Raw genomic sequence first — 21,100 nt, forward strand, 5'->3', positions numbered from 1 at the left:
TTTCCTCTTAAAGTGCGGTCGTTTTTTTATGTATTTGTTGTGGTGAATGCAAATTTAATTCGGTTCTTTTTTCAGTAATGAACACCAAAAGAGAAACGTGGCGCAAATGACGACGGAGGGGCCAGCGGCGGTGTCGTAATAGGCGGATAAGGTTAACCCCATGGAAACCGCGAGCATGCTAACAAGCACGGCAACGCCAACCATGCTTTCCGGGGTGCGGGCAAAGCGCTTAGCGGCGGCAGCCGGAATAATGAGGAGGGAGGTGATAATTAATGCGCCAACAAATTTCATACTTAAGGCAATGGTTAATGCTGTTAAGATCATTAGAATAAAACGCATTCTTTTCACGTTAATGCCTTCCACTTGGGCTAATTCGGGGCTGATCGTGGTGGAAATTAGCGGTTTCCAAAAATAGATTAAGGCAGCAAGCACAACAATGGCACCAAGACTGATATAAATGAGATCGTCATAAGTGATCGCCAGTAAATCGCCGAACAAGTAGGACATCAAATCTACCCGCACATTTTGGAGTAAACCGACCGTGACAACCCCGATGGAAAGACAGCTATGCGCAATAATGCCAAGCAACGTATCCACAGAAAATTGCGTATTATTTTCCAACCAAACCATGGCAATGGAAAGCAAGACTGTGAGGACTAAAATGGCGATGTAAGGGTTGATTTGCAAAAAAATACCAAGCGCAACACCTAATAACGCCGAGTGGGAAAGTGTATCGCCAAAATAAGCCATTTTGCGCCAGACCACAAACGCTCCGAGAGGCGCTGTAATCAGCGAAAGTACCATGCCTGTAATCCAGGCGGGAAAAAGAATATCAAACATAATATGAATCGTTAGTGTGAATGGGGCGATTCCATACCGCAAATATCGCCGTGCATATCATGACGATGATTGTGGTGATGGGTGTAAACCGCGATATTTTTAGAAAATTGATCGCCGAAAAAGTGAATAAACGTTGGATCGTTTGAAACGGTTTCAGGCGTGCCGGCGCAACAAATATGCTGGTTAATACACAACACTTCGTTGGTATCCGCCATGACAATATGTAAATCATGTGACACCATCAAAATTGCGCAATTTAATTTTTCGCGGGTTTGCTGAATGAGCTGATAAAGGTCTGCTTGGCCGGTCATATCTACGCCTTGAGTAGGCTCGTCCAACACCAATAAATTGGGTTTATTTAAAATCGCTCGCGCCAGTAAAACCCGTTGCATTTCACCACCGGAAAGTTTTTGCATACTGTTGTGAATGAGATGGCTAATGGACAATAATGCCATTGCGTCTTGAATATCCTGACGACAAATTCCTTTTTTTAAGGATAAAAACTTTTCAACGGTAATGGGTAAGTTATGGTCTAAATGAATCTTTTGCGGAACGTAACCAATACGAATATTTTTGTTGTAACGCACAGATCCGGAAGTCGGTTGTTGTAGTTTGAGTAAGACTTTTAATAGCGTGGATTTACCACCGCCGTTGGGCCCCACAATAGTAATAATCGAGTTTGGGTAAACGGCGAGGTTAATATGACTGAGTGCGACTTGTTGCCCGTATTTTACATTGATGTCTTTTAATTCGACTAAGGGCACTTTTATTGCATTGATTTGCATGATGGGTTCTATTTGAGATTTCATTGGAGAAAAATTGCGCTAAAAATAGCTTATTTTTTATGATTTAACAAGTTCCTCGATAATTTATGTGTATAATTGCGCCGTTTGTCAGGAATTTCGCTTTATCCGTTGAATTTTTTTATTTTTATTGAGTCATAAGTAAACTTAAATCTTATCCGTTGTAAGGAAACCACAGTGGTACAACACGTAAAATTAGCAAGAGAACGTCGTCAAAGAAAGTCGCGTATTAAAGCGCTTATTTTCTTTTTGGCGCTTTTGTTGATTTTTACCGGCTTTTTTCTGCATTTAAATGACACCGCAGAAGACAAAATCGAAAGTGTTAAAAATCCCACCTATTCCAACCTTTCGACCCAAAATACACTTTCTGATACGAATCATCTGCTTCAGGAAATTCTCTCGTTAGGTGAGCTTTATCCTGTTTCTTCCTATGTCGTTTCTTTTACCAATGAAGCTGTTCAAGAAACACAAATTTTAGCCGACACCTTTAACCTCAATGCTGTAGATGAGGCCACTTCTTATGAGGATGATGTAGGGAAAGACGATGAATCGGAAGAAGTCAAAACCCATGATGAATTTGATGATCTGGATACATTGCCAGATGATGCAAAAGATGCTGTCGTGAATATTTTAGATGTGGCGGATCAAGCAATGAGAATCAAAGATCAATTTAGTCATACCGTGGTGAAAGGCGATAGTTTAAAAGATGTATTGGAACTTTCCGGTTTAGAGGATGATACCAGTAAACAACTGGTTTCTGCGTATCCAGAACTTAAACATTTAGAGGCTGGACAACAATTTTATTGGATTTTGAATAATAACGGCGAGTTGGAATATTTAAATTGGTTGGTCTCACAGAAAAAAGAATACATCTACGAATTACAGTCAGAAGGCAAGTTTACCCGTCAAATTCTGGAAAAGAAAAGCGTTTGGAAACGGGAAGTATTACGTGGCGAAATGGATGGCTCTTTCGTCAATAGCCTAAGAAAATTAGGTTTAGATAATCGTCAAATTTACCAACTGATTTCTGCGTTACAGTGGCAGGTGAGTTTAAAACAACTGAAAAAAGACACCAAAATATCGATTTTAGTTTCTCGAGAATATTTGGAAGACAAACGTACCGGTCAAGGTAACGTAGAAGCCATTCATATTATGAGCGACGGTAAAGGGTATTATGCGATTCAAGCTGAGAACGGACGTTACTATAACCGCCAAGGGGAAACCTTAGGTAAAGGCTTCTCTCGTTATCCTTTGCAACGTCAAGCGCGTGTATCTTCACCGTTTAACCCGCGTCGTCTGCATCCTGTTACAGGTCGTATTGCCCCCCATAAGGGCGTGGATTTTTCCATGCCGATAGGCACACCGGTGATTGCACCGGCAGACGGTACGGTAGAAAAAATTGCATATCAGGCAAATGGCGCCGGTCGTTATGTGGTCATTCGTCATTCCCGAGAATACCAAACCGTGTATATGCACTTAAGCCGTCCGTTGGTGAAAGCCGGGCAAAGTGTGAAGAAAGGGGAGCGTATTGCATTGTCGGGGAATACCGGTCGCTCAACCGGCCCGCATTTACACTATGAATTCCATATTAACGGACGCCCGGTGAATCCGCTCACGGTTAAACTTCCGGGGGGAAGTAGCGGAATGGCAACGGCTGAACGTAAACAATTCCTTGTTAAAGCCAATGAAGTAGAACGCTTGTTACGTTAGTTTTGAAAGTGCGGTGGTTTTTCCAGCTGTTTTAAAAACATTGTGAAAATCGACCGCACTTTTTTATAAAAACCGTATCACCATTTATCAAATATGATGTATCACTAATCTTTTCCCTTGATAATCCAACACGTCTGCATCCAAATTAAACACAGATTTTAAGTTTTCTTTCGTGATAATTTCGGTAGGTGTGCCAATCATTGCGATTTCACCGTTTTTCATGGCGACAATGGTGTCGGCGTAGGCGGCAGCCATATTAATATCATGTACCACCATAACGGTTGTTAGCGCAAGTTCATCAGTGAGTTGACGTAATAGACGCATGAGTTCGCGTGCATGGAACATATCCAGATTATTGAGCGGCTCATCTAACAAAACATGATCGGTTTTTTGACAGAAGGTCATGGCAATCAGGGCGCGTTGACGTTGACCGCCGGAAAGTTCGCTAAGAAAACGATTAGCTAAGGGGGCTAATTCAAAACGTTGTAAGGCATCGCGGATAATGGCATTGTCTTCTTCCGTCGGGCTCCCCTGATGGTGTGGATAACGGCCGAAAATCAACAAATCTTTTACCGTAATGCGACTATGAATCACGTTATCTTGGGTCAGAATTGCCAGGTTTTGCGCAATTGTGCGTGATGGCGTGGTGGCAATATCCATATCATTTAGCCAAATTTGCCCTTGTTGAATCGGATTTAAGCGCGCAACCAAAGAGAGCAGAGTGGATTTACCGGCACCATTAGCGCCGATCAATGCGGTAATACCACCGTTTGGGATGGTGAGATTAATGTTATTTAAAATCGTCGCCTGATTAATTTTATAGGTTATATTTTCAATTTTTATCACAAGAAATTCCCTTATTTTGCCCGTCTTAACATCAAATAGATAAACACCAATCCACCGACAAATTCGATAACTACGCTAAGCACACCCTGCATCTTCATTACCTGTTCGAACACGGCTTGACCGCTTACTAATGTGATGGCCGACACCATAAACGTCATTGGGATGCGAATGTTGTGATGCATGGTTGGACTGATGGCATTGACGATGGCACATACCAATAAGCCTAAAAACAGAATCGGCCCCACAAGTGCAGTGGAAATTGACACTAAAAATGCGCAGCAAATGAGTAATTGGCGGCTGAACTGATGATATTCCAAGCCTAATCCGATAGCGCGTTCACGCCCCAGTAGGAGTACATCTAATTTAAAACGTTGTTGCCAAATCCACAGGGCGCTGACCAATGTAATGACAGTACCGATCCATAATAAGGTTGGGTTCACCGTGTTAAAACTGGCAAAGGAAGATCCTTGTGCGACGGCGAATTCATTGGGATCGATCATGCGCTGTAGTAGGTTATTTACACTGCGGAAAAGCACACCGAAAATAATCCCTACCAAAATCATGCGGGCGAGATCGCTGTTGTTTTTGCTGAGTGTACGGAATAGCAGGAGTGCGCCAAGCAACATAAGCAAAGTTTCAAAGGCAAATTTGCCGGCCACATTGAGTTGTGTAAATCCAATCCCGCCGAAGAGAAACACTAAAATGCTTTGCACCAATAAATATAAGGAATCAAAGCCTAAAATGCTGGGTGTTAGAATCGGGTTATTGGTTAAGGTTTGGAATAGCAATGTAGATATGCCAATGGTGTAGGCCATCATCAGCAATAACAACAGTTTCTTTCCACGAAACGGCAAAATGAAATCCCAGTTACCATTGGCGTGATAGGTCATAAAAAAGGTGCAGGCAAGCGTGAGTAAGGCACCGAGTAATAACATGACGCGATTATTTTGCATTGGCTTTCCCCTTAAATAACAAATAGAGGAAAATCAATGTGCCGACAATGCCGAAAATGGTCGAAATCGGTACTTCATAAGGTGCGTTAATGACTCGACCTATAATGTCACAAACTAAGACCAAATTGGCGCCGAGCAACACAACCGAAGGCAGATTTTGGCGTAATCGGTCACCGGCTAAGCGGGAAATAATATTTGGTACAACCAGGCCGATAAAGGGAATTTGCCCGACGGTGACTACGACTACCGCAGTGATCATCGCCACCACAATTAACGCAAACCACGTCATTTGGCGGTAATTAATCCCTAAGCCGGTACTGATATTTTTCCCCAGTCCGGTAATGCTCAGACGATCGGCCATAATATAAACCACCACAGCAAGGGCAGCGGTAAGCCATAATAATTCATAACGTCCTGCTAAAATGCCGGAAAAATCGCCGGAAAACCAAATGGACAAGGTTTGTAAGCTGTCTGTTTCGTAGGCAAGAAAGGTGGTCATCGCCTCAATAATATTGCCGAACACAATTCCCACCAACGGCACCATGAGACGTTGATGTGGCGGCAATTGCTGTAACAATAAGGTAAAAATCGCCATACCGATGAGTGCGGAGACGGTGGCGACGGACATTTTGAGAAGCAAGGCGGCGCTTGGAAATAATAGGCTGGTTAATAAAATCCCCAATGCCGCGCTTTGACTGGCGCCGATCATGCCCGGCTCAATAAAGCGATTTTTTAAGACAATTTGTAATACCATGCCTGCCACGCCAAGAGTCGCCCCCACTAAAATCACGGCGAAGGTACGAGGCAATCGACTGACTAACAGGACTTGCATTTGTTCCGGCTGAGAAAAAAATTGAGACCAATGAAAATCGGCTACGCCCACGGTAATACTTAATGCGGCGAGTAATACAAGAATGAAAAAATTAATCCGATTTAGGGTAAAAATATTCGACATGGCGTTTTTTAGGCAATAAAAAGTTCTCTTCATTATTGCCTTAGTTTGACACAATGAAGAGAACGATAAGCGTGATTATTTTTTCTCGAAAGCGGTTTTAATCGCGTTTAAGTCCGTTTTTAATTGTTCCGCACCGCCCGGGGCTAGGTAGGAAGCGCTACTGAGATAAACGACGTGACCGTTTTTCCAGGCTTTAGTGCGACGAACCAATTCATTATCCAACACGTCTTTGGCGGTTTTACCTTCTTCGCCAATAGCAGAAATGCGATCTAACACAAACAACCAGTCAGGATTGGTTTTTTCAATAAACTCAAAGCTCGCCGGTTGGCCATGACCGGTACCTTTAATACTCGGATCCGCCATTGGTACGCCAAGTTCATCATGAATAAAACTTAAACGATAACCGCTACCGAATGCGGAAATTTTGCCACCGTTGACTAAAATAATTAAACCGTTGCCTTTGTCTTTCACGGCGGCTTTAGTGTCTTTTAATAAGGTTTCCAATTCACCTTTTAACTTATCTGCTGCCGCTTGTTTATCAAATAAACGGCCGAAACTGCCAATGCGTTGAATGCCACTTTCCACTAATTTATCACCGTTATCGGTTAAATCAATGGTTTTTGCAATAGCGCTGACATCATCAAATTTTTTCGCCGTGCGGGTGCCGACAATAATTAAGTCTGGTTTTAATTCATTTAAGGCCTCTAAATTGGGTTCAAAAATAGTGCCGACATTTTGGGCTTTTTCTAGTGTTGGTTTTAAATAAGGAAGTATTTTGCCGACATCCGCCGCACCATCTACTTTCACACCTAATGCTTGCAAGGTATCAAGGCTTCCCGTATCAAATACTGCGATTTTGGCTGGCGGTGCTGCTAATGTCACTTCTCCTCGTGCCGTTGGAATCGTAATTTCTTTTGCGTAAGTAGAGACAGCGATGGTGATGCAACTTAATGCTAATAATGTTTTTTTCAACATTCTAAAACCTCTTTATTTGAAATTGAAAATTATTCTCATATATTCTATCTCAATTTAGCAAAAGGTAAATGTAAATATTGGAAAAAATCATTAGTTCTCAATGTGGAGAAGAAGATGGAAAGATAAAAGTGCAGTTAAAAAAACGGATATTTTTCTGACCGCACTTTTCCTTTCAAAGCCCCTTTAATTTCCTTACAATAACGCCAACTTTTAACCCATTTTCCCTAACGAAGGAGTTTATTATGATAAATAGAAGACGTTTTATTCAAATCGGCGCGAGCAGTGTACTGGCGCTCAGCTGCCATCGTATGGCGTTCGCGAAAAGCGATAACCAAGTCGATTTACGCATTATCGGTACCACCGATATTCACAGTTTTTTGACGGACTTTGACTATTACAAAGACGCGCCGACAGAGAAATTCGGGTTTACTCGCGCAGCAAGTTTGATTCGTCAAGCCCGCGCTGAAGTGAGAAACAGCGTGTTGCTGGATAACGGCGATTTAATTCAAGGTAACCCGATTGCTGACTATCAAGCGGCAGTGGGCTATAAAGAAGGTAAGCCAAACCCGGCGGTGGATTGCTTGAATGCCATGCATTATGAAGTAGGCACATTGGGCAATCACGAGTTTAACTATGGTTTGGATTATTTAGCCGATGCCATCAAACAGGCGAATTTCCCGATTGTGAATGCCAACGTGGTGAAAGCGGGTAGCGAGGAGCCTTATTACACGCCTTATGTGATTCAGGAAAAAACGGTGGTGGACAATAAAGGCAAGTCTCATAAGCTAAAAATCGGTTATATCGGTTTTGTGCCGCCGCAAATTATGGTGTGGGATAAAGCCAATTTAACGGGCAAAGTGGAAACCCGCGACATCGTAAAAAGTGCGCAAAAATATGTGCCGGAAATGAAGAAAAAAGGCGCGGATATTATCGTGGCATTAGCGCATACCGGCCCATCCGACGAGCCGTATCATGAGGGCGCAGAAAACTCCGCATTCTATCTTGCGGATGTGCCGCACATTGACGCGGTGATTTTCGGTCACTCCCACCGTTTGTTCCCGAACAAAGAGTTTGCCAAATCACCGAACGCAGATATTGCTAAAGGTACCGTAAAAGGCGTGCCGGAAAGTATGGCGGGCTATTGGGCGAACAATATCAGCGTCGTAGACTTGGTATTGAGCGAGCATAACGGCAAATGGATTGTTACTGACGGCAAAGCGGTATTGCGTCCGATTTATGATGCGGAAAATAAAAAGGCGTTGGCAGAAAATGACCCAGAAGTGACCACACTTTTAAAAGAAACTCATGAAGCGACCCGTAAATTCGTATCACAGCCGATTGGTAAAGCCACCGACAATATGTATAGCTATTTGGCATTGGTGCAAGATGACCCAACCATTCAAATTGTTAACCAAGCGCAAAAAGCTTATGTGGAAAAAGTCGCGCCAAGCGTACCTGCCATGGCTAGCTTGCCAATTTTAAGTGCGGGCGCACCGTTTAAAGCGGGCGGACGTAAAAACGATCCGACAGGCTACACCGAAGTGAACAAAGGCGAGTTAACGTTCCGCAATGCGGCAGATTTATACTTATATCCGAATACCTTGGTGGTTGTGAAAGTCAGCGGTGAGCAATTGAAAGAATGGTTGGAATGCAGCGCGGGGATGTTTAAGCAAATCGATCCTGCCAGCGACAAACCACAATCTTTATTGGATTGGGAAGGCTTCCGTACCTATAACTTTGATGTGATTGATGGCGTAAATTATGAATATGATTTAACTCAACCGCCACGCTATGACGGCGAGTGCAAGTTAATCAATCCGAATTCCCACCGCGTGGTGAATCTGACTTACCAAGGCAAACCGGTGGATCCGAAAGCAGAATTCTTAATCGCGACCAATAATTACCGTGCTTACGGTAATAAATTCCCGGGCACCGGCGACAAGCATATTGTTTACGCGTCACCGGATGAAAACCGCCAAGTATTGGCGGATTACATCAAAGCCACCAGTGAAAAAGACGGCGCAGTGAACCCACGTGCCGACAAGAACTGGCGCTTCGTGCCTATCAAAGGCAACGATAAGTTAGATGTCCGCTTTGAAACTTCACCAAGCGAACAAACGGCGCAATTTATCAAAGAAAACGCCCAATACCCAATGAAACAGGTGGGTACTGATGAAGTGGGATTTGCTGTGTATCAAATTGATTTATCTGGCAAATAATTCACTCCAAAATAAAAGGCATCCGATGGATGCCTTTTTTATTGTTAAAGTGCGGTGGTTTTTTCAAACGTTTTTTGAATTGTTTTGATTTATTCAGCCGGGAACACAAACGGATTCAAACCGCTTTTCATAAAGCCTTTTTTCTCCATTTCCATATCCAAAAAGATAGACGCCAAATCATCGGCAATCACTTCCATTTTCGGATCTTTTTCTTGGTATAAGGCTTTAAGGTAACTGTGGCAGCTTCCGCAACTTTCGCTGCGAACTGCCGCTAAATGATCATCAAGGGACCAATAATCTAAATCGCTGCTTTCTCCACAGTTTGTGCATTGTGTGCGCACCATATTCCATTCGCTTTCACATAAAGAACAGTGCATGTAGCGCAAGCCTTGATTTGTACCTAAATGAATCATGCTGGCCGTTGGAGAGGCGCTACAAACCGGGCAAAGATGTAAATCTTCGGTACTTTCTTGTTTGGCGTTGTGCGGAATTTGTTGCACTAATTGGAACCAATATAAGGATAATGCCGCCCACACAAACACCGCTTTATCGCTGGAAATAGTGGCAAATTCTTGTGCCAAGACTTTATCGGCAAGGTCTTCTAATTCACTGTCTGCGGCTTTTTCTAACCATTCGATGGTGGTGAGAATTTGGTCGTTGGCAGAAGGTTTTAATTTCTCTAAAAGTGCGGTCAATAATTTTCGCCAAATTGGGTCACGCTGCCAGTTTTTCACATCTAGTGGCTTATTTGCTAATTGCTCACCGGAAAGTGCTTGTAGTCGAGGATCTTGTGGAATCGGCATGGTTTCAAGCAATGCTAACTGCGCATCGGCAATCGCGGCGGCAAACAACAGATAATCAGCGAGTGGATGATCCTGCGCTAATTCTCTTAAACGTGCGGCACGGCGTTGATATAAGTTTTTCGGGTTGGAAAACAACAGTGGCGGCGCAGTATAAGAGGCTGCCGCTTGTTTAATTTCATTTTCAGGTAGAATTCGGATACTCATAATTTTAGGGCTTATTGTTAATAGAAAGTGAAAATTCATGCCTATTATAGGCGCATAAATTTACTGTTCAATGACCGAAACGGGTAATTTTTATTTATTTGACAGCCATTGTTTAATGCGATTTACCCCTTCTTGCAAATGCTCGATGTTGCGTGTGTAAGCAAAGCGCAAATAATGCTTCGTACCATTTTGCCCAAAATCAATGCCCGGCGTGGTGGCGACCTGAATTTCATGGAGCATTTGTTTGGCAAATTCATAGCTGTCATTAGTGTATTTGGATACATCCGCCCACAAATAAAAAGCGCCTTGCGGTTTAAATTCAATGGTAAAAATGTCTTTTAAGGCGTTATATAAAAAATCGCGACGCGCTTGGAATTGTTGTTTTACCTGCGCTAAATGCACGTCATCGAAGGCCTCTAATGCCGCATATTGGCTTAATGTTGGTGCAGAAATAAAGATATTTTGCGCAATGATTTCGGCTTCACGCACTTTATCCTCCGGCACGATAATCCAGCCTAAACGTAAGCCCGGCATACAGAAATATTTAGAAAAACCGTTAATCACATAAGCCTTGTCGTTAAATTGCAAGGCTGTTGCTGCAGTTTCGTCATACACCAAACCGTGATACAACTCATCGGAAATAAACGCAATGTCGTGTTCGCGGCAATATTCATTAAGCGCTTTCAAGCGTTCGCTAGTGTAAATATTGCCTGTCGGGTTTGCCGGTGAGGAAATTTGTAACGCTTTAATTTGATGGCATTTTAATTGCTCCACACTTAATTGATAATAATCTTGTTTATCTACCGGCATGAATTCCGGTTGAATATCCATCATGTAAGCAAAATTTTTATAACAAGGATAAGACGGATCCGTTAAACCCAATTTGTCACCGTTATTTAAGGTAAGGGCATAAGCGACCAAGAATGCACCGCTGGTGCCAGGCGTGAGTAAAATGCGATTTGGGTTAATTTTCACCTGATAAGTGCGGTCATAATACGCCGCAATTTTTTCTCGCAACGCCATAAGCCCAAGGCTTTCTGTGTAACTAAATTGATTGTTCTGCACGGCATCTTGCAACGCGGCTTTGACCTTATCGGAAGGCGGTAAATCCGGTTGACCGATTTCAAAATGAATGGCGTTCGGGTATTTCGCCGCTTCTCGTACAATATCCATCACAATAAAAGCGGACATGTTGTCGTAACGCATAATGTTTCCTTTTTTCTCTTTTTTTAGAAAATTTTAAGCTTCTTAATCTTTTCTTAATTTTTACTTGATTTAATCGCTCTCAACAAAGCAAGGGGGCTTTGTGATAATGAACTTTATGAAGGAGATTTCAAATGAAGAAACGTAGTTTAGCAACAATTTTCGTATTAGCAACCGTTGCCGCAAGCGGTGCTTCTGCCAAAGGTGGTTTCCAAGATCCACATGCACAACAGGCACAACATGCACAGTATCACCACAAAGGTGAATTCAAACACGAAGGCTTTGTCAACGGTAATCAAACCGTCAGCAAAGCAGCAGATGCAACTAGTTGGAAAGACGATCAATACATTATTTTGCAAGGTAACATCATCAAACAAGTAGGCAAGGATGACTTTATTTTCAAAGATGCCAGCGGTGAACTCCAAGTGGAAATCGACCGTAAAGCATGGCGCGGTCAGGATATTTCCCCAAGCGATGAAGTGAAACTTTACGGTGAAGTAGATAAATCTTGGGATAAAATGGAAGTCGATATTGATCGTGTCGAAAAAATTGTAAAATAATCCGACAAAAAACAGAAAGTGGTGATGAGCCACTTTTTGTTTGTTTTGATGATAGCAATTTCTCAAGTGAAAAGTGCGGTGATTTTTTTATGCGAATTTTATTAATCGAAGACGATGCGCTTATCGGCAACGGCATTCAAATCGGTTTGACCAAATCGGGCTTTGCGGTGGATTGGTTTACTGACGGCAAAAGCGGATTGGCGGCAGCGCAAGGCGCGCCTTATGATGCGGTGGTGTTAGATTTGACATTGCCGAAAATGGACGGTTTAGATGTGCTGCAGGCATGGCGTAAAAAAGGGCAGGATGTGCCGGTGTTGATTTTAACGGCGCGAGATACCTTAGATGAACGCATTACAGGCTTGCAACGTGGCGCGGACGATTATTTATGCAAGCCGTTTGCACTGGCGGAAGTGGTGGCGCGATTGCAGGCATTGATCCGTCGTCGCTACGGACACGCCAGCCCGATTATTCAGCATAGCTGCGTCAAATTCGATCCGAATCAACGTAAAGTATTGTTGAATGAACAGGAAATTGCATTAACCACGCGCGAATACAAACTGCTTGAGCTGTTTATGCTGAATAAAGAACGCGTGCTCACCCGTGATTTTATAGAAGAAAAACTTTACAACTGGGATGATGAAGTCAACAGCAATGCCTTGGAAGTGCATATTTACAACTTACGTCAAAAACTCGGTAAACAATTTATTCGCACCGTGCATGGCGTGGGCTATGCCTTAGGAAAAAATGATGAAGAAACTGAATTGGCACAAGCGTAGCCTCCGTTTTCGATTAATTGCCACCTTGTCCTTGGTGTCTGTTTTGGTGTGGTTGATCTCCACGGCGGTAGCGTGGTTTCAAGTCCGTAAAGAAGTGAATCAAGTTTTTGACGCACAACAAATTCTCTTTGCTGAACGGCTAGCTTCTTCTGATTTACGCCATCTTTTAATCGATCGTCACAACCCACAACCACGCCGTCCTTTTAAAAAGCATCGTTTTGACGATGATGCGTTGGCGTTTGCGATTTTTACCACAGACGGCAACATTGTGCTCAGTGACGGTGAAAATGGCGAAAACTTTATTTATGCACCTAAAAAAGGCTTTTCACTGACTCGAATTCGTGATGATGACGATGACTGGCGTATTTTCTGGTTGCCTGTTGCCGGTGGTCGTTTAATCGTTGCCGTGGGACAGGAACAGGAATATCGCGATGAACTGATCAATAAAATGGTATTCGGCCAAATGTGGATTTGGTTTGCGGGTTTGCCGTTTTTATTAGCTGCACTCGGGTTGATTATTCGCCGAGAATTGCGCAGCCTAAAACAAGTGGGCGAGCAAGTGGCGAAGCGCCCGCCGGACGACACGTCGTTGTTACCGACCGACAATCTGCCGACGGAAATTTTGCCGTTAATTCAAAATTTGAATCAATTTTTTGACCGCACTTCTGCCACCTTATTGCGCGAACGTCGTTTTACTTCCGATGCTGCCCATGAATTGCGTAGCCCGCTTGCCGCTTTGCGTATTCAAACGGAAGTGGCGCAACTTGCCGGTGATGACGTTCACTTGCGTGAACAGGCATTGGAAAATCTGACCAAAGGTATCGATCGCGCTACACAGCTGATCGAACAATTATTAACCCTTTCTCGCTTGGATAATTTGAAAGAACTGGAAAATTTACAGGAAATTCATTGGGAACAGCTGATTCCCTCACTGATGGGGGAATTGTATTTTCATGCGGAAAAACACCAAATCACGCTGGAGTTTGAGCCAATCGCCGTGCCGCCGGTAAAAATGGGGCAGCCGTTGTTGTTGGCACTTATGCTGCGTAATCTGATAGACAACGCCATTCGTTATTGCCCGGCGGGCAGTCAGGTTAAAGTGCGGTTGGAAAAAAACAAGATTTTGGTGGAAGACAACGGTGGCGGTGTGGATGAGGCGGATTTGGCTAAACTCGGTCAACGGTTCTATCGCCCCGCCGGTCAAAACGAAAAAGGCAGCGGCTTGGGCTTATCCATTGTTCGCCGCATTGCCGAATTGCATCACTACCAACTTACCCTCTCTAACCGTAGAAATGCTGCCGGTGAACGCATCGGGTTGTGTGCGGAGATTTTGTTGTAAGTCGATAAAAAGGCGGGGCTAAAAGTGCGGTGAATTTTCACCGCACTTTTTTGTTTAATGCTATTGAATAGGTTTTATGAAAATAAAAAAGCAAGCCAAAAGGCTTGCTTTTTTTCGCTGTAAAGTGCGGTCCCCAAAGAGAGCGTTTTACGCTTTTTTGTATAATTGCGGTAACGCAGAATCTTTGTTTGTCGCCAGTAAACCGGTGCGGGAATAGATACCGAGTTTGTCGCGGGTGTCGGTGATATCAAGGTTCCGCATGGTTAATTGACCAATACGATCTACCGGATCAAACGGTGCATTTTCCACTTTTTCCATACTCAAACGTTCCGGATGGTAGGTTAAATTCGGCGATTCAGTATTGAGTAAGGAATAGTCGTTACCACGACGTAACTCTAACGTCACTTCACCGGTGACCGCGCGAGCCACCCAACGTTGAGCGGTTTCGCGCAACATTAAGGCTTGCGGATCGAACCAACGACCTTGGTATAACAAGCGACCTAAACGAATACCGTTGATACGGTATTGTTCAATGGTGTCTTCGTTGTGGATGCCGGTCACTAAACGTTCGTAAGCGATGTGTAACAGTGCCATTCCCGGGGCTTCATAGATGCCGCGTGATTTTGCTTCGATGATACGGTTTTCGATTTGGTCGGACATCCCTAAGCCGTGACGGCCTCCAATACGGTTGGCTTCAAGGAACAATTCTACGATGTTGTCGAACGTTTTACCGTTTAATGCCACCGGGATGCCTTCTTCAAAACGCACCGTCACTTCTTCCGCTTTGATTTGTACGTCTTCACGCCAGAATGGTACGCCCATAATTGGGTTGACGATACGAATACCGGAATTTAAGAATTCCAAGTCTTTTGCCTCGTGAGTCGCGCCAAGCATGTTGGAGTCGGTGGAATAGGCTTTTTCGACAGACATTTTGTAATCAAAGCCGTTTTCAATTAAGAAGTTAGACATCTCAAAACGGCCGCCCAATTCATCGATAAATTTTTGATCCAACCAAGGTTTATAAATTTTTAAACTTGGGTTGGTCATTAAGCCGTAACGATAGAAACGTTCGATGTCGTTGCCTTTGTAAGTACTGCCATCACCCCAAATATTGACATCATCTTCTTTCATGGCGGAGACCAACATGGTGCCGGTCACCGCACGGCCTAATGGAGTAGTGTTGAAATAAGTCAAACCACCTGTCGTCACGTGAAAGGCGCCGCATTGGATCGCCGCAATGCCTTCCTGGGCTAATTGCGTGCGGCAGTCGATTAAGCGCGCCATTTCTGCGCCATATTCTTTGGCTTTGCGTGGAATTGCCTCGTAATCCTCTTCATCCGGTTGACCAAGGTTCGCGGTGTAAGCGCAAGGAATGGCGCCGTGTTGACGCATCCAAAGCAGTGCCGCACTGGTGTCTAAGCCGCCGGAAAAGGCGATACCGACTTTTTCACCTTTGGGTAAGTGTTGCAAAATGGTATTTGACATATTTTCTTTCCTTATCTGTGTTTGTTTGGGTTAATGGGTTTGATAAAAGTACGTGGTAAAAACATTTCGAAAAACAACCGCACTTTTATTCTTCTGTTGTCAGCATTAAATTCGGATCCGGATATTGGTAAACAAATTCTAATTCATGACAAATTTTTTCCGCCATGATAATGCGCTGCGGATCTTGTTCTGAGTTAATAAAGTGCGGTGGTTCTAGCCCGTATTTTTCTGCCGCATACTGATAATAGGCTTCTCGTGTAGGGTGCATTGGCGCGGCCAAATGATATAAACGATAGCCGCCCGGGGTTTCTAACAATAATTGAATGGCGCGTGCGCAATCGTCTAAATGGACTAAATTTACCGGAGAATGACCGCACTTGAGTGCTTGTTTTCCGGCAAGGGAATAAACAGGGTGACGATCGTTACCGACTAAACCGGCAAAACGAATAATATCGCAATCAATGTCTTGCATTTTTGCCAAGGCGTTTTCAATTTCAACCAAGGCGCGCCCTATATCACTGTCCGGCTGTGGGGTGACGGATTCATCAAAATGGGCGGAAATATCAGGAAAAACGGAGACGGAACTAATAAAAATAATGTGGCTTACGCCTTGTAATAAGGCTTCGTTAACCAGATTTTGCACGCCTTCGACATATTGATTGAGATCGAAAAAATATTGGCTTGGAGGAATATTAATGATCAACGAATCCACATCCAGCAATGCACTGACATCATCAGGATCCGCATTAATTTCAGGGGTAAGTTCCAAATGATAGGCTTCCAAACGCATTAAACGCATTTGTTCTACACCGTCGTGCGTGCGTTTTGTGCCTTTCACTTCCCAGCCTAGATTTTTTAAATGTCGCGCCAGTGGCAAACCTAGCCAACCTAACCCGACAATGGCGACTGACCTCATATTACTCCTATCCGGTTACAAAAAATTCCCACTATTCTAATGCATAGCGGGAATTCCTTTAAGTGTTATTTTGTTAATAAATCCAAGGCTTCTTGGTATTTATCTACAGTCTTCTGAATGACATCCGACGGCACTTTCGGCGCCGGTGGCTGTTTATTCCAACCGCTGTTTTCCAACCAGTCACGAATGAATTGTTTATCAAAAGACGGAGGATTCGTGCCTTCTTTATAGGTTTCTACTGACCAAAAACGGCTAGAATCCGGCGTTAATACCTCATCCATCAAGGTTAATGTGCCGTGTTCATCTAAGCCGAATTCAAATTTGGTGTCACAAATGATGATACCTTTGGTTAAGGCATATTTCGCCGCCTCGGTATAAAGGGCGATGGCTTTTTCTTTCACTTGCGCCGCCAAATCTTTGCCGATTAAGTTTTCGCATTCGGCATAGCTAATATTAATATCATGATTGCCGATTTCTTCTTTGCTGGATGGCGTAAAAATTGGCTCTGGCAATTTGCTGGCTTCTACCAAACCTTTTGGTAACACTAAACCGCAAATGGTGCCGGTTTGTTTATAATCTTTCAAGCCGCTGCCGGTTAAATAACCGCGCACGATAGATTCAATTTTAATTGGGGTTAAGCGTTTGCACACCACCGCACGATCTTTTACTAAATCGGCTTCCGCTTTGGGTAACACATCGTAAACGCTGTCGCCGGTAAAATGATTCGGCATAATGTGCGCCAGTTTGTTAAACCAAAAATTAGAAATTTGTGTCAGGATTTCGCCTTTACGCGGAATCGGATCATCTAAAATCACATCGAACGCTGACAATCTGTCACTGGCGACCATCAACATTCGTTTGTCATCAATTTCATACAAATCCCGTACTTTGCCGGAATAGATTTTTTTAAGACTGAGTTGTGTCATTTCATTCCCTTTTTATCTGCGTAAAAATAATGGCGCGTATTGTACCGCACTTTTTACGCAAACGTTTGCATTTTTTTGGCGAGAATTTTATTTGTATGGGTGTAAGAGAGAAAAGTGCGGTCAGAAAAAACATGTTTTTTAGTTGAACTATCAAATATAAAAAGACCGATAGCTTTCGCTATCGGTCAAAAAGACAGTAGTATGTATTTTATGAATAATAAGAATTAGAACATGATACGGGTACCTAAGCCGATGCGAGCTGCATCAGATACTTTTGTACCGTTTTCTTTAACATTCGCTTTGCCGCCTTCAAGGTAAACAGCAACGTGTTTGTTAAATCTGTGGTCAACACCCATTACCCAGCCTCTGTGTTTACCATTAGCTCGGCCTTCATTTTTACCGGTACCCCATAAGAATGCACCGTAAAGGGCGTTTTGCTCGGTTAAATCGACTTTCAAACCTAAGTCAAAACGGTCGATTTTTTCATATTTAGCTTTCATGCTATGTTTGAAGTTGTAATCGCTATGACCTTTCATTGATGTACCATGAGCCCAGTCAAAACCAACGGTCACGATTTTATATTTTACGTCAAAACCGACACCGGCAATTTTTTGTTTGTAGTCTTTGGTTACTACAACATTATCAGCTTTTTTCACTTCGATATAACCGGAACCGAATCTCACACCTACGTCGCCCCATTGGCCGTCATAGAAAGCACCTACGCCAAAACCTTGACCCGCATCTGCTTTGGTTTTATCTGCTTCACCAAAGTAGTAGTCTGCGGCAACACGGAAACCGTCAAATTTGTTAGACATAAAGTGAACCGCTTTTGGTGCGTTATCGTGTAATACGTTACCACCTAACTCGTAAGAGTAGTTAGCTTTAGGAATGTGGTCACCTAAAGTAAGTTGACGACCGAAAGTCAATGAACCGACATCTTTATGTGCAAATCCACCGAATAAGCGTTTGGTGTTGATGCCATCACCAACAGTACCGTTTTGTGTGAAACGAATTTCAAATGCCGCTAATGCGCTGAAACCGTTGCCAATCTCTTGGCTTGCGCGAACGCGAACACGAGAACCACGGTCAACTAAATCAGTGCGTTTGCCACTAGTGTCGACTTTTTTATCTTTCATGTTAACGATTTCGAATGCGCCACGTCCGTCTAATTCAACTTTTGTGCCTTCGTTTTTATAAACGACAACAGCATTTGCTGAAGCCGCAGCCATTGCTGTTACTACTAGTGCGATAAGTGTTTTTTTCATGTTAATCACCTTGAGTTTTAGTTTTAACAAAATTGACGTTCTTATTGTATAAAATCGGATGTTTCACTCCATTTTGTTTTTATTAAATGGCGTTTTTCTCGATTTCAGTTCAACGCTAATAAAACTTTTTAGTACTGTCAATAAACGAGAAATTTCACGTGGTTTTTAAAACCATTATTTTTCAAATGGTTATGTAATTCTTCCATTTTGGTTTAGTGGCGAAAAGTGTTATCTGGATCACAATTTTTATATTTTCTTGATCGACTATTTTCTATCGGGTTGATATTAAAATATTGATTTTTATATGTATTTTATTTTTTACAGAAATCACTGTGCAATAAAATAAATAGATAAGTGATTTATTTTGGATTTCATCTTATTTTTGTGATGCTGATCACATAATAGTTGACGGAATTCGCCTTTAAAAACAATGGGATGGGAAAAGTCTTTCACTCCATTTGAAATAAATTTTTATTTGATGAATGAAAGAGAGAATAAATTTTGTGCGTTTTTAATGCACGCCAAGTGCTTATCATGGTGAAATAAAAATACCCGGAAAATACACCGCACTTTGTTGTAACGTGCTCGCATTCATGATTCTCAAACTTGAAAAAAGTGGCTAAAAAGCATATAGTTGCGCCACTTATTTTTGGACCGTCGTTTAAGGCGGTTTCTTTATTTCTTCATCAAACAACACAGACAGAACAGATGACATACCCACAAGAACAAGTTAATAAACGCCGCACTTTTGCGATTATTTCTCACCCCGATGCGGGTAAAACCACGATTACCGAAAAGGTTTTGCTTTATGGTAACGCCATTCAAAAAGCCGGTTCGGTGAAAGGCAAAGGTTCCGCACAGCACGCGAAATCCGACTGGATGGAAATGGAAAAACAACGTGGGATTTCTATCACCACTTCCGTGATGCAATTCCCATACAACGATTGTTTGGTCAACCTGCTGGATACTCCGGGGCATGAGGATTTCTCTGAAGATACCTACCGCACTTTAACGGCAGTGGATAGCTGTTTGATGGTGATCGACTCCGCTAAAGGGGTTGAGGATCGTACCATTAAATTGATGGAAGTCGCCCGTTTGCGCGACACACCGATTATCACGTTTATGAACAAACTTGACCGTGATATTCGTGATCCGATGGAATTGTTGGATGAAGTCGAAAACGTATTGAAAATTCACTGTGCGCCAATTACTTGGCCTATCGGCTGCGGTAAATTATTCAAGGGTGTGTATCACTTATACAAAGACGAAACCTATCTTTACCAAACCGGGCAAGGGCACACCATTCAAGAAGTGCGAATTGTAAAAGGCTTGAATAATCCGGAATTGGATAACGCCGTAGGTGACGATTTGGCACAACAATTACGTGATGAATTGGAATTGGTCAAAGGCGCCAGCAACGAATTTGACTTAGATTTATTCCTAAACGGCGAACTGACACCGGTCTTTTTCGGTACTGCGTTAGGGAATTTCGGTGTGGATCATTTCCTTGATGGTTTAACCGAATGGGCACCAGCGCCACAAGCCCGTCAAGCCGATGTGCGTAAAGTGTCTGCCGATGAAGAAAAATTCAGCGGTTTCGTGTTTAAAATTCAAGCCAATATGGATCCGAAACACCGCGACCGCGTTGCCTTCTTACGTGTCGTGTCGGGCAAATATGAAAAAGGCATGAAACTCAAACATGTGCGTATCGGCAAAGATGTGGTGATTTCCGATGCGCTAACCTTTATGGCGGGCGACCGCGCCCATGCAGAAGAAGCCTATGCCGGCGATATTATCGGTTTGCACAATCACGGTACGATTCAAATCGGCGATACCTTTACCCAAGGGGAAGACTTAAAATTCACGGGCATACCAAACTTTGCACCGGAGTTATTCCGCCGTATTCGTTTGAAAGATCCTCTCAAGCAAAAGCAATTATTAAAAGGATTGGTACAGCTTTCTGAGGAAGGTGCTGTACAGGTTTTCCGTCCGTTGTTGAATAACGATTTAATCGTTGGGGCCGTGGGCGTGTTGCAGTTTGATGTGGTCGTTTCGCGTTTGAAATCCGAATATAACGTAGAAGCTATTTATGAAACCGTCAACGTGGCAACGGCGCGTTGGGTGGAATGTGGTGATGCGAAAAAATTTGAAGAGTTTAAACGTAAAAACGAGCAAAACTTGGCGTTAGACGGTGGCGATAACCTCACTTATATCGCCCCGACTATGGTCAATCTCAACCTTGCGCAAGAGCGTTACCCTGACGTGACATTCTTCAAAACACGCGAACATTAATTCGCTCAAAAATGTTAAAAAAGCAGACCG

General features: G+C 43.1%; 18 protein-coding genes. 6 read left to right on the forward strand and 12 right to left on the reverse strand.

The window, feature by feature from the left end; translation table 11 throughout:
• Nucleotides 1–54 precede the first annotated feature (54 nt).
• Nucleotides 55–840: a zinc ABC transporter permease subunit ZnuB gene (gene znuB, locus DK415_RS01615; protein WP_109432151.1), complete on the reverse strand. Its 786-nt coding sequence runs from the start codon at nt 838–840 to the stop codon at nt 55–57.
• Nucleotides 841–851: 11 nt separating this feature from the next.
• A complete protein-coding gene (gene znuC, locus DK415_RS01620) occupies nt 852–1,625 on the reverse strand; it encodes a zinc ABC transporter ATP-binding protein ZnuC (RefSeq protein ID WP_109432152.1) in 774 nt (257 codons plus the stop codon).
• 195 nt (nt 1,626–1,820) lie between these two features.
• Between znuC and mepM the strand changes: the two genes are divergently transcribed.
• A complete protein-coding gene (mepM, locus tag DK415_RS01625) occupies nt 1,821–3,353 on the forward strand; it encodes a murein DD-endopeptidase MepM (RefSeq protein ID WP_239305465.1) in 1,533 nt (510 codons plus the stop codon).
• 87 nt (nt 3,354–3,440) lie between these two features.
• Here the strand turns inward: mepM and DK415_RS01630 are convergent, their stop codons facing one another.
• The 4 genes from DK415_RS01630 to DK415_RS01645 all read right to left on the reverse strand — a co-directional run bounded on the left by DK415_RS01630 (nt 3,441) and on the right by DK415_RS01645 (nt 7,082).
• Nucleotides 3,441–4,199, reverse strand: coding sequence for an iron ABC transporter ATP-binding protein (locus tag DK415_RS01630; RefSeq protein WP_109432153.1), 759 nt, complete (start codon nt 4,197–4,199; stop codon nt 3,441–3,443).
• An 11-nt stretch (nt 4,200–4,210) separates the two neighbouring features.
• Complete coding sequence (locus tag DK415_RS01635) at nt 4,211–5,152, reverse strand: iron chelate uptake ABC transporter family permease subunit (protein WP_109432154.1); 942 nt, start codon at nt 5,150–5,152, stop codon at nt 4,211–4,213.
• The gene (locus tag DK415_RS01640; RefSeq protein ID WP_109432155.1) at nt 5,142–6,107 is read right to left on the reverse strand and encodes an ABC transporter permease; all 966 of its coding nucleotides are present in this window, start codon (nt 6,105–6,107) and stop codon (nt 5,142–5,144) included. The genes DK415_RS01635 and DK415_RS01640 overlap by 11 nt, the downstream gene beginning before the upstream one ends.
• 75 nt (nt 6,108–6,182) lie before the next feature.
• Nucleotides 6,183–7,082, reverse strand: a complete 900-nt coding sequence (locus DK415_RS01645; RefSeq protein ID WP_109432156.1) for a siderophore ABC transporter substrate-binding protein — start codon at nt 7,080–7,082, stop codon at nt 6,183–6,185.
• A 242-nt stretch (nt 7,083–7,324) separates the two neighbouring features.
• Here DK415_RS01645 and cpdB point away from each other — a divergent pair, with 242 nt between their 5' ends.
• Complete coding sequence (cpdB, locus tag DK415_RS01650) at nt 7,325–9,301, forward strand: 2',3'-cyclic-nucleotide 2'-phosphodiesterase (RefSeq protein ID WP_109432157.1); 1,977 nt, start codon at nt 7,325–7,327, stop codon at nt 9,299–9,301.
• An 89-nt stretch (nt 9,302–9,390) separates the two neighbouring features.
• On the opposite strand, the gene fdhE is transcribed toward cpdB, so the two are convergent.
• Together fdhE and DK415_RS01660 are read right to left on the reverse strand one after the other, a co-directional pair.
• Complete coding sequence (gene fdhE / locus DK415_RS01655; protein ID WP_109104175.1) at nt 9,391–10,308, reverse strand: formate dehydrogenase accessory protein FdhE; 918 nt, start codon at nt 10,306–10,308, stop codon at nt 9,391–9,393.
• A 90-nt stretch (nt 10,309–10,398) separates the two neighbouring features.
• Nucleotides 10,399–11,514 carry a pyridoxal phosphate-dependent aminotransferase gene (locus DK415_RS01660; RefSeq protein ID WP_109432158.1) on the reverse strand — a complete coding sequence of 372 codons (1,116 nt, stop codon included), beginning with the start codon at nt 11,512–11,514 and terminating at the stop codon, nt 10,399–10,401.
• A 131-nt stretch (nt 11,515–11,645) separates the two neighbouring features.
• On the opposite strand from DK415_RS01660, the gene DK415_RS01665 reads away from it, so the two are divergent.
• The 3 genes from DK415_RS01665 (at nt 11,646) to qseC (ending at nt 14,186) form a co-directional block, all read left to right on the forward strand.
• Entirely contained in the window at nt 11,646–12,071 is a 426-nt protein-coding gene (locus DK415_RS01665; protein ID WP_109432159.1) for a YgiW/YdeI family stress tolerance OB fold protein, read from the forward strand.
• 89 nt (nt 12,072–12,160) lie between these two features.
• On the forward strand, nt 12,161–12,847 hold the full coding sequence (locus DK415_RS01670) for a response regulator (protein ID WP_109432160.1): 687 nt from the start codon (nt 12,161–12,163) through the stop codon (nt 12,845–12,847).
• Nucleotides 12,816–14,186, forward strand: a complete 1,371-nt coding sequence (qseC, locus tag DK415_RS01675) for a quorum sensing histidine kinase QseC (RefSeq protein WP_204098390.1) — start codon at nt 12,816–12,818, stop codon at nt 14,184–14,186. The genes DK415_RS01670 and qseC overlap by 32 nt, the downstream gene beginning before the upstream one ends.
• 147 nt (nt 14,187–14,333) lie before the next feature.
• Here qseC and argG read toward each other — a convergent pair whose 3' ends face one another.
• From argG to DK415_RS01695, 4 genes are all read right to left on the reverse strand, one after another.
• A complete protein-coding gene (gene argG / locus DK415_RS01680; RefSeq protein ID WP_109432162.1) occupies nt 14,334–15,671 on the reverse strand; it encodes an argininosuccinate synthase in 1,338 nt (445 codons plus the stop codon).
• An 85-nt stretch (nt 15,672–15,756) separates the two neighbouring features.
• A complete protein-coding gene (locus DK415_RS01685; protein ID WP_109432163.1) occupies nt 15,757–16,587 on the reverse strand; it encodes an SDR family oxidoreductase in 831 nt (276 codons plus the stop codon).
• 65 nt (nt 16,588–16,652) lie between these two features.
• The gene (locus DK415_RS01690; protein ID WP_048750284.1) at nt 16,653–17,513 is read right to left on the reverse strand and encodes a phosphoribosylaminoimidazolesuccinocarboxamide synthase; all 861 of its coding nucleotides are present in this window, start codon (nt 17,511–17,513) and stop codon (nt 16,653–16,655) included.
• A 224-nt stretch (nt 17,514–17,737) separates the two neighbouring features.
• Entirely contained in the window at nt 17,738–18,778 is a 1,041-nt protein-coding gene (locus DK415_RS01695) for a porin (protein WP_109432164.1), read from the reverse strand.
• A 708-nt stretch (nt 18,779–19,486) separates the two neighbouring features.
• On the opposite strand from DK415_RS01695, the gene prfC reads away from it, so the two are divergent.
• Nucleotides 19,487–21,070 (forward strand): peptide chain release factor 3, encoded by a 1,584-nt coding sequence (gene prfC, locus DK415_RS01700; protein ID WP_109432165.1) that lies wholly within the window; start codon nt 19,487–19,489, stop codon nt 21,068–21,070.
• Nucleotides 21,071–21,100 lie beyond the last annotated feature (30 nt).

This window comes from Aggregatibacter segnis (genome assembly GCF_003130075.1).
Lineage (GTDB): Bacteria > Pseudomonadota > Gammaproteobacteria > Enterobacterales > Pasteurellaceae > Aggregatibacter > Aggregatibacter segnis_A.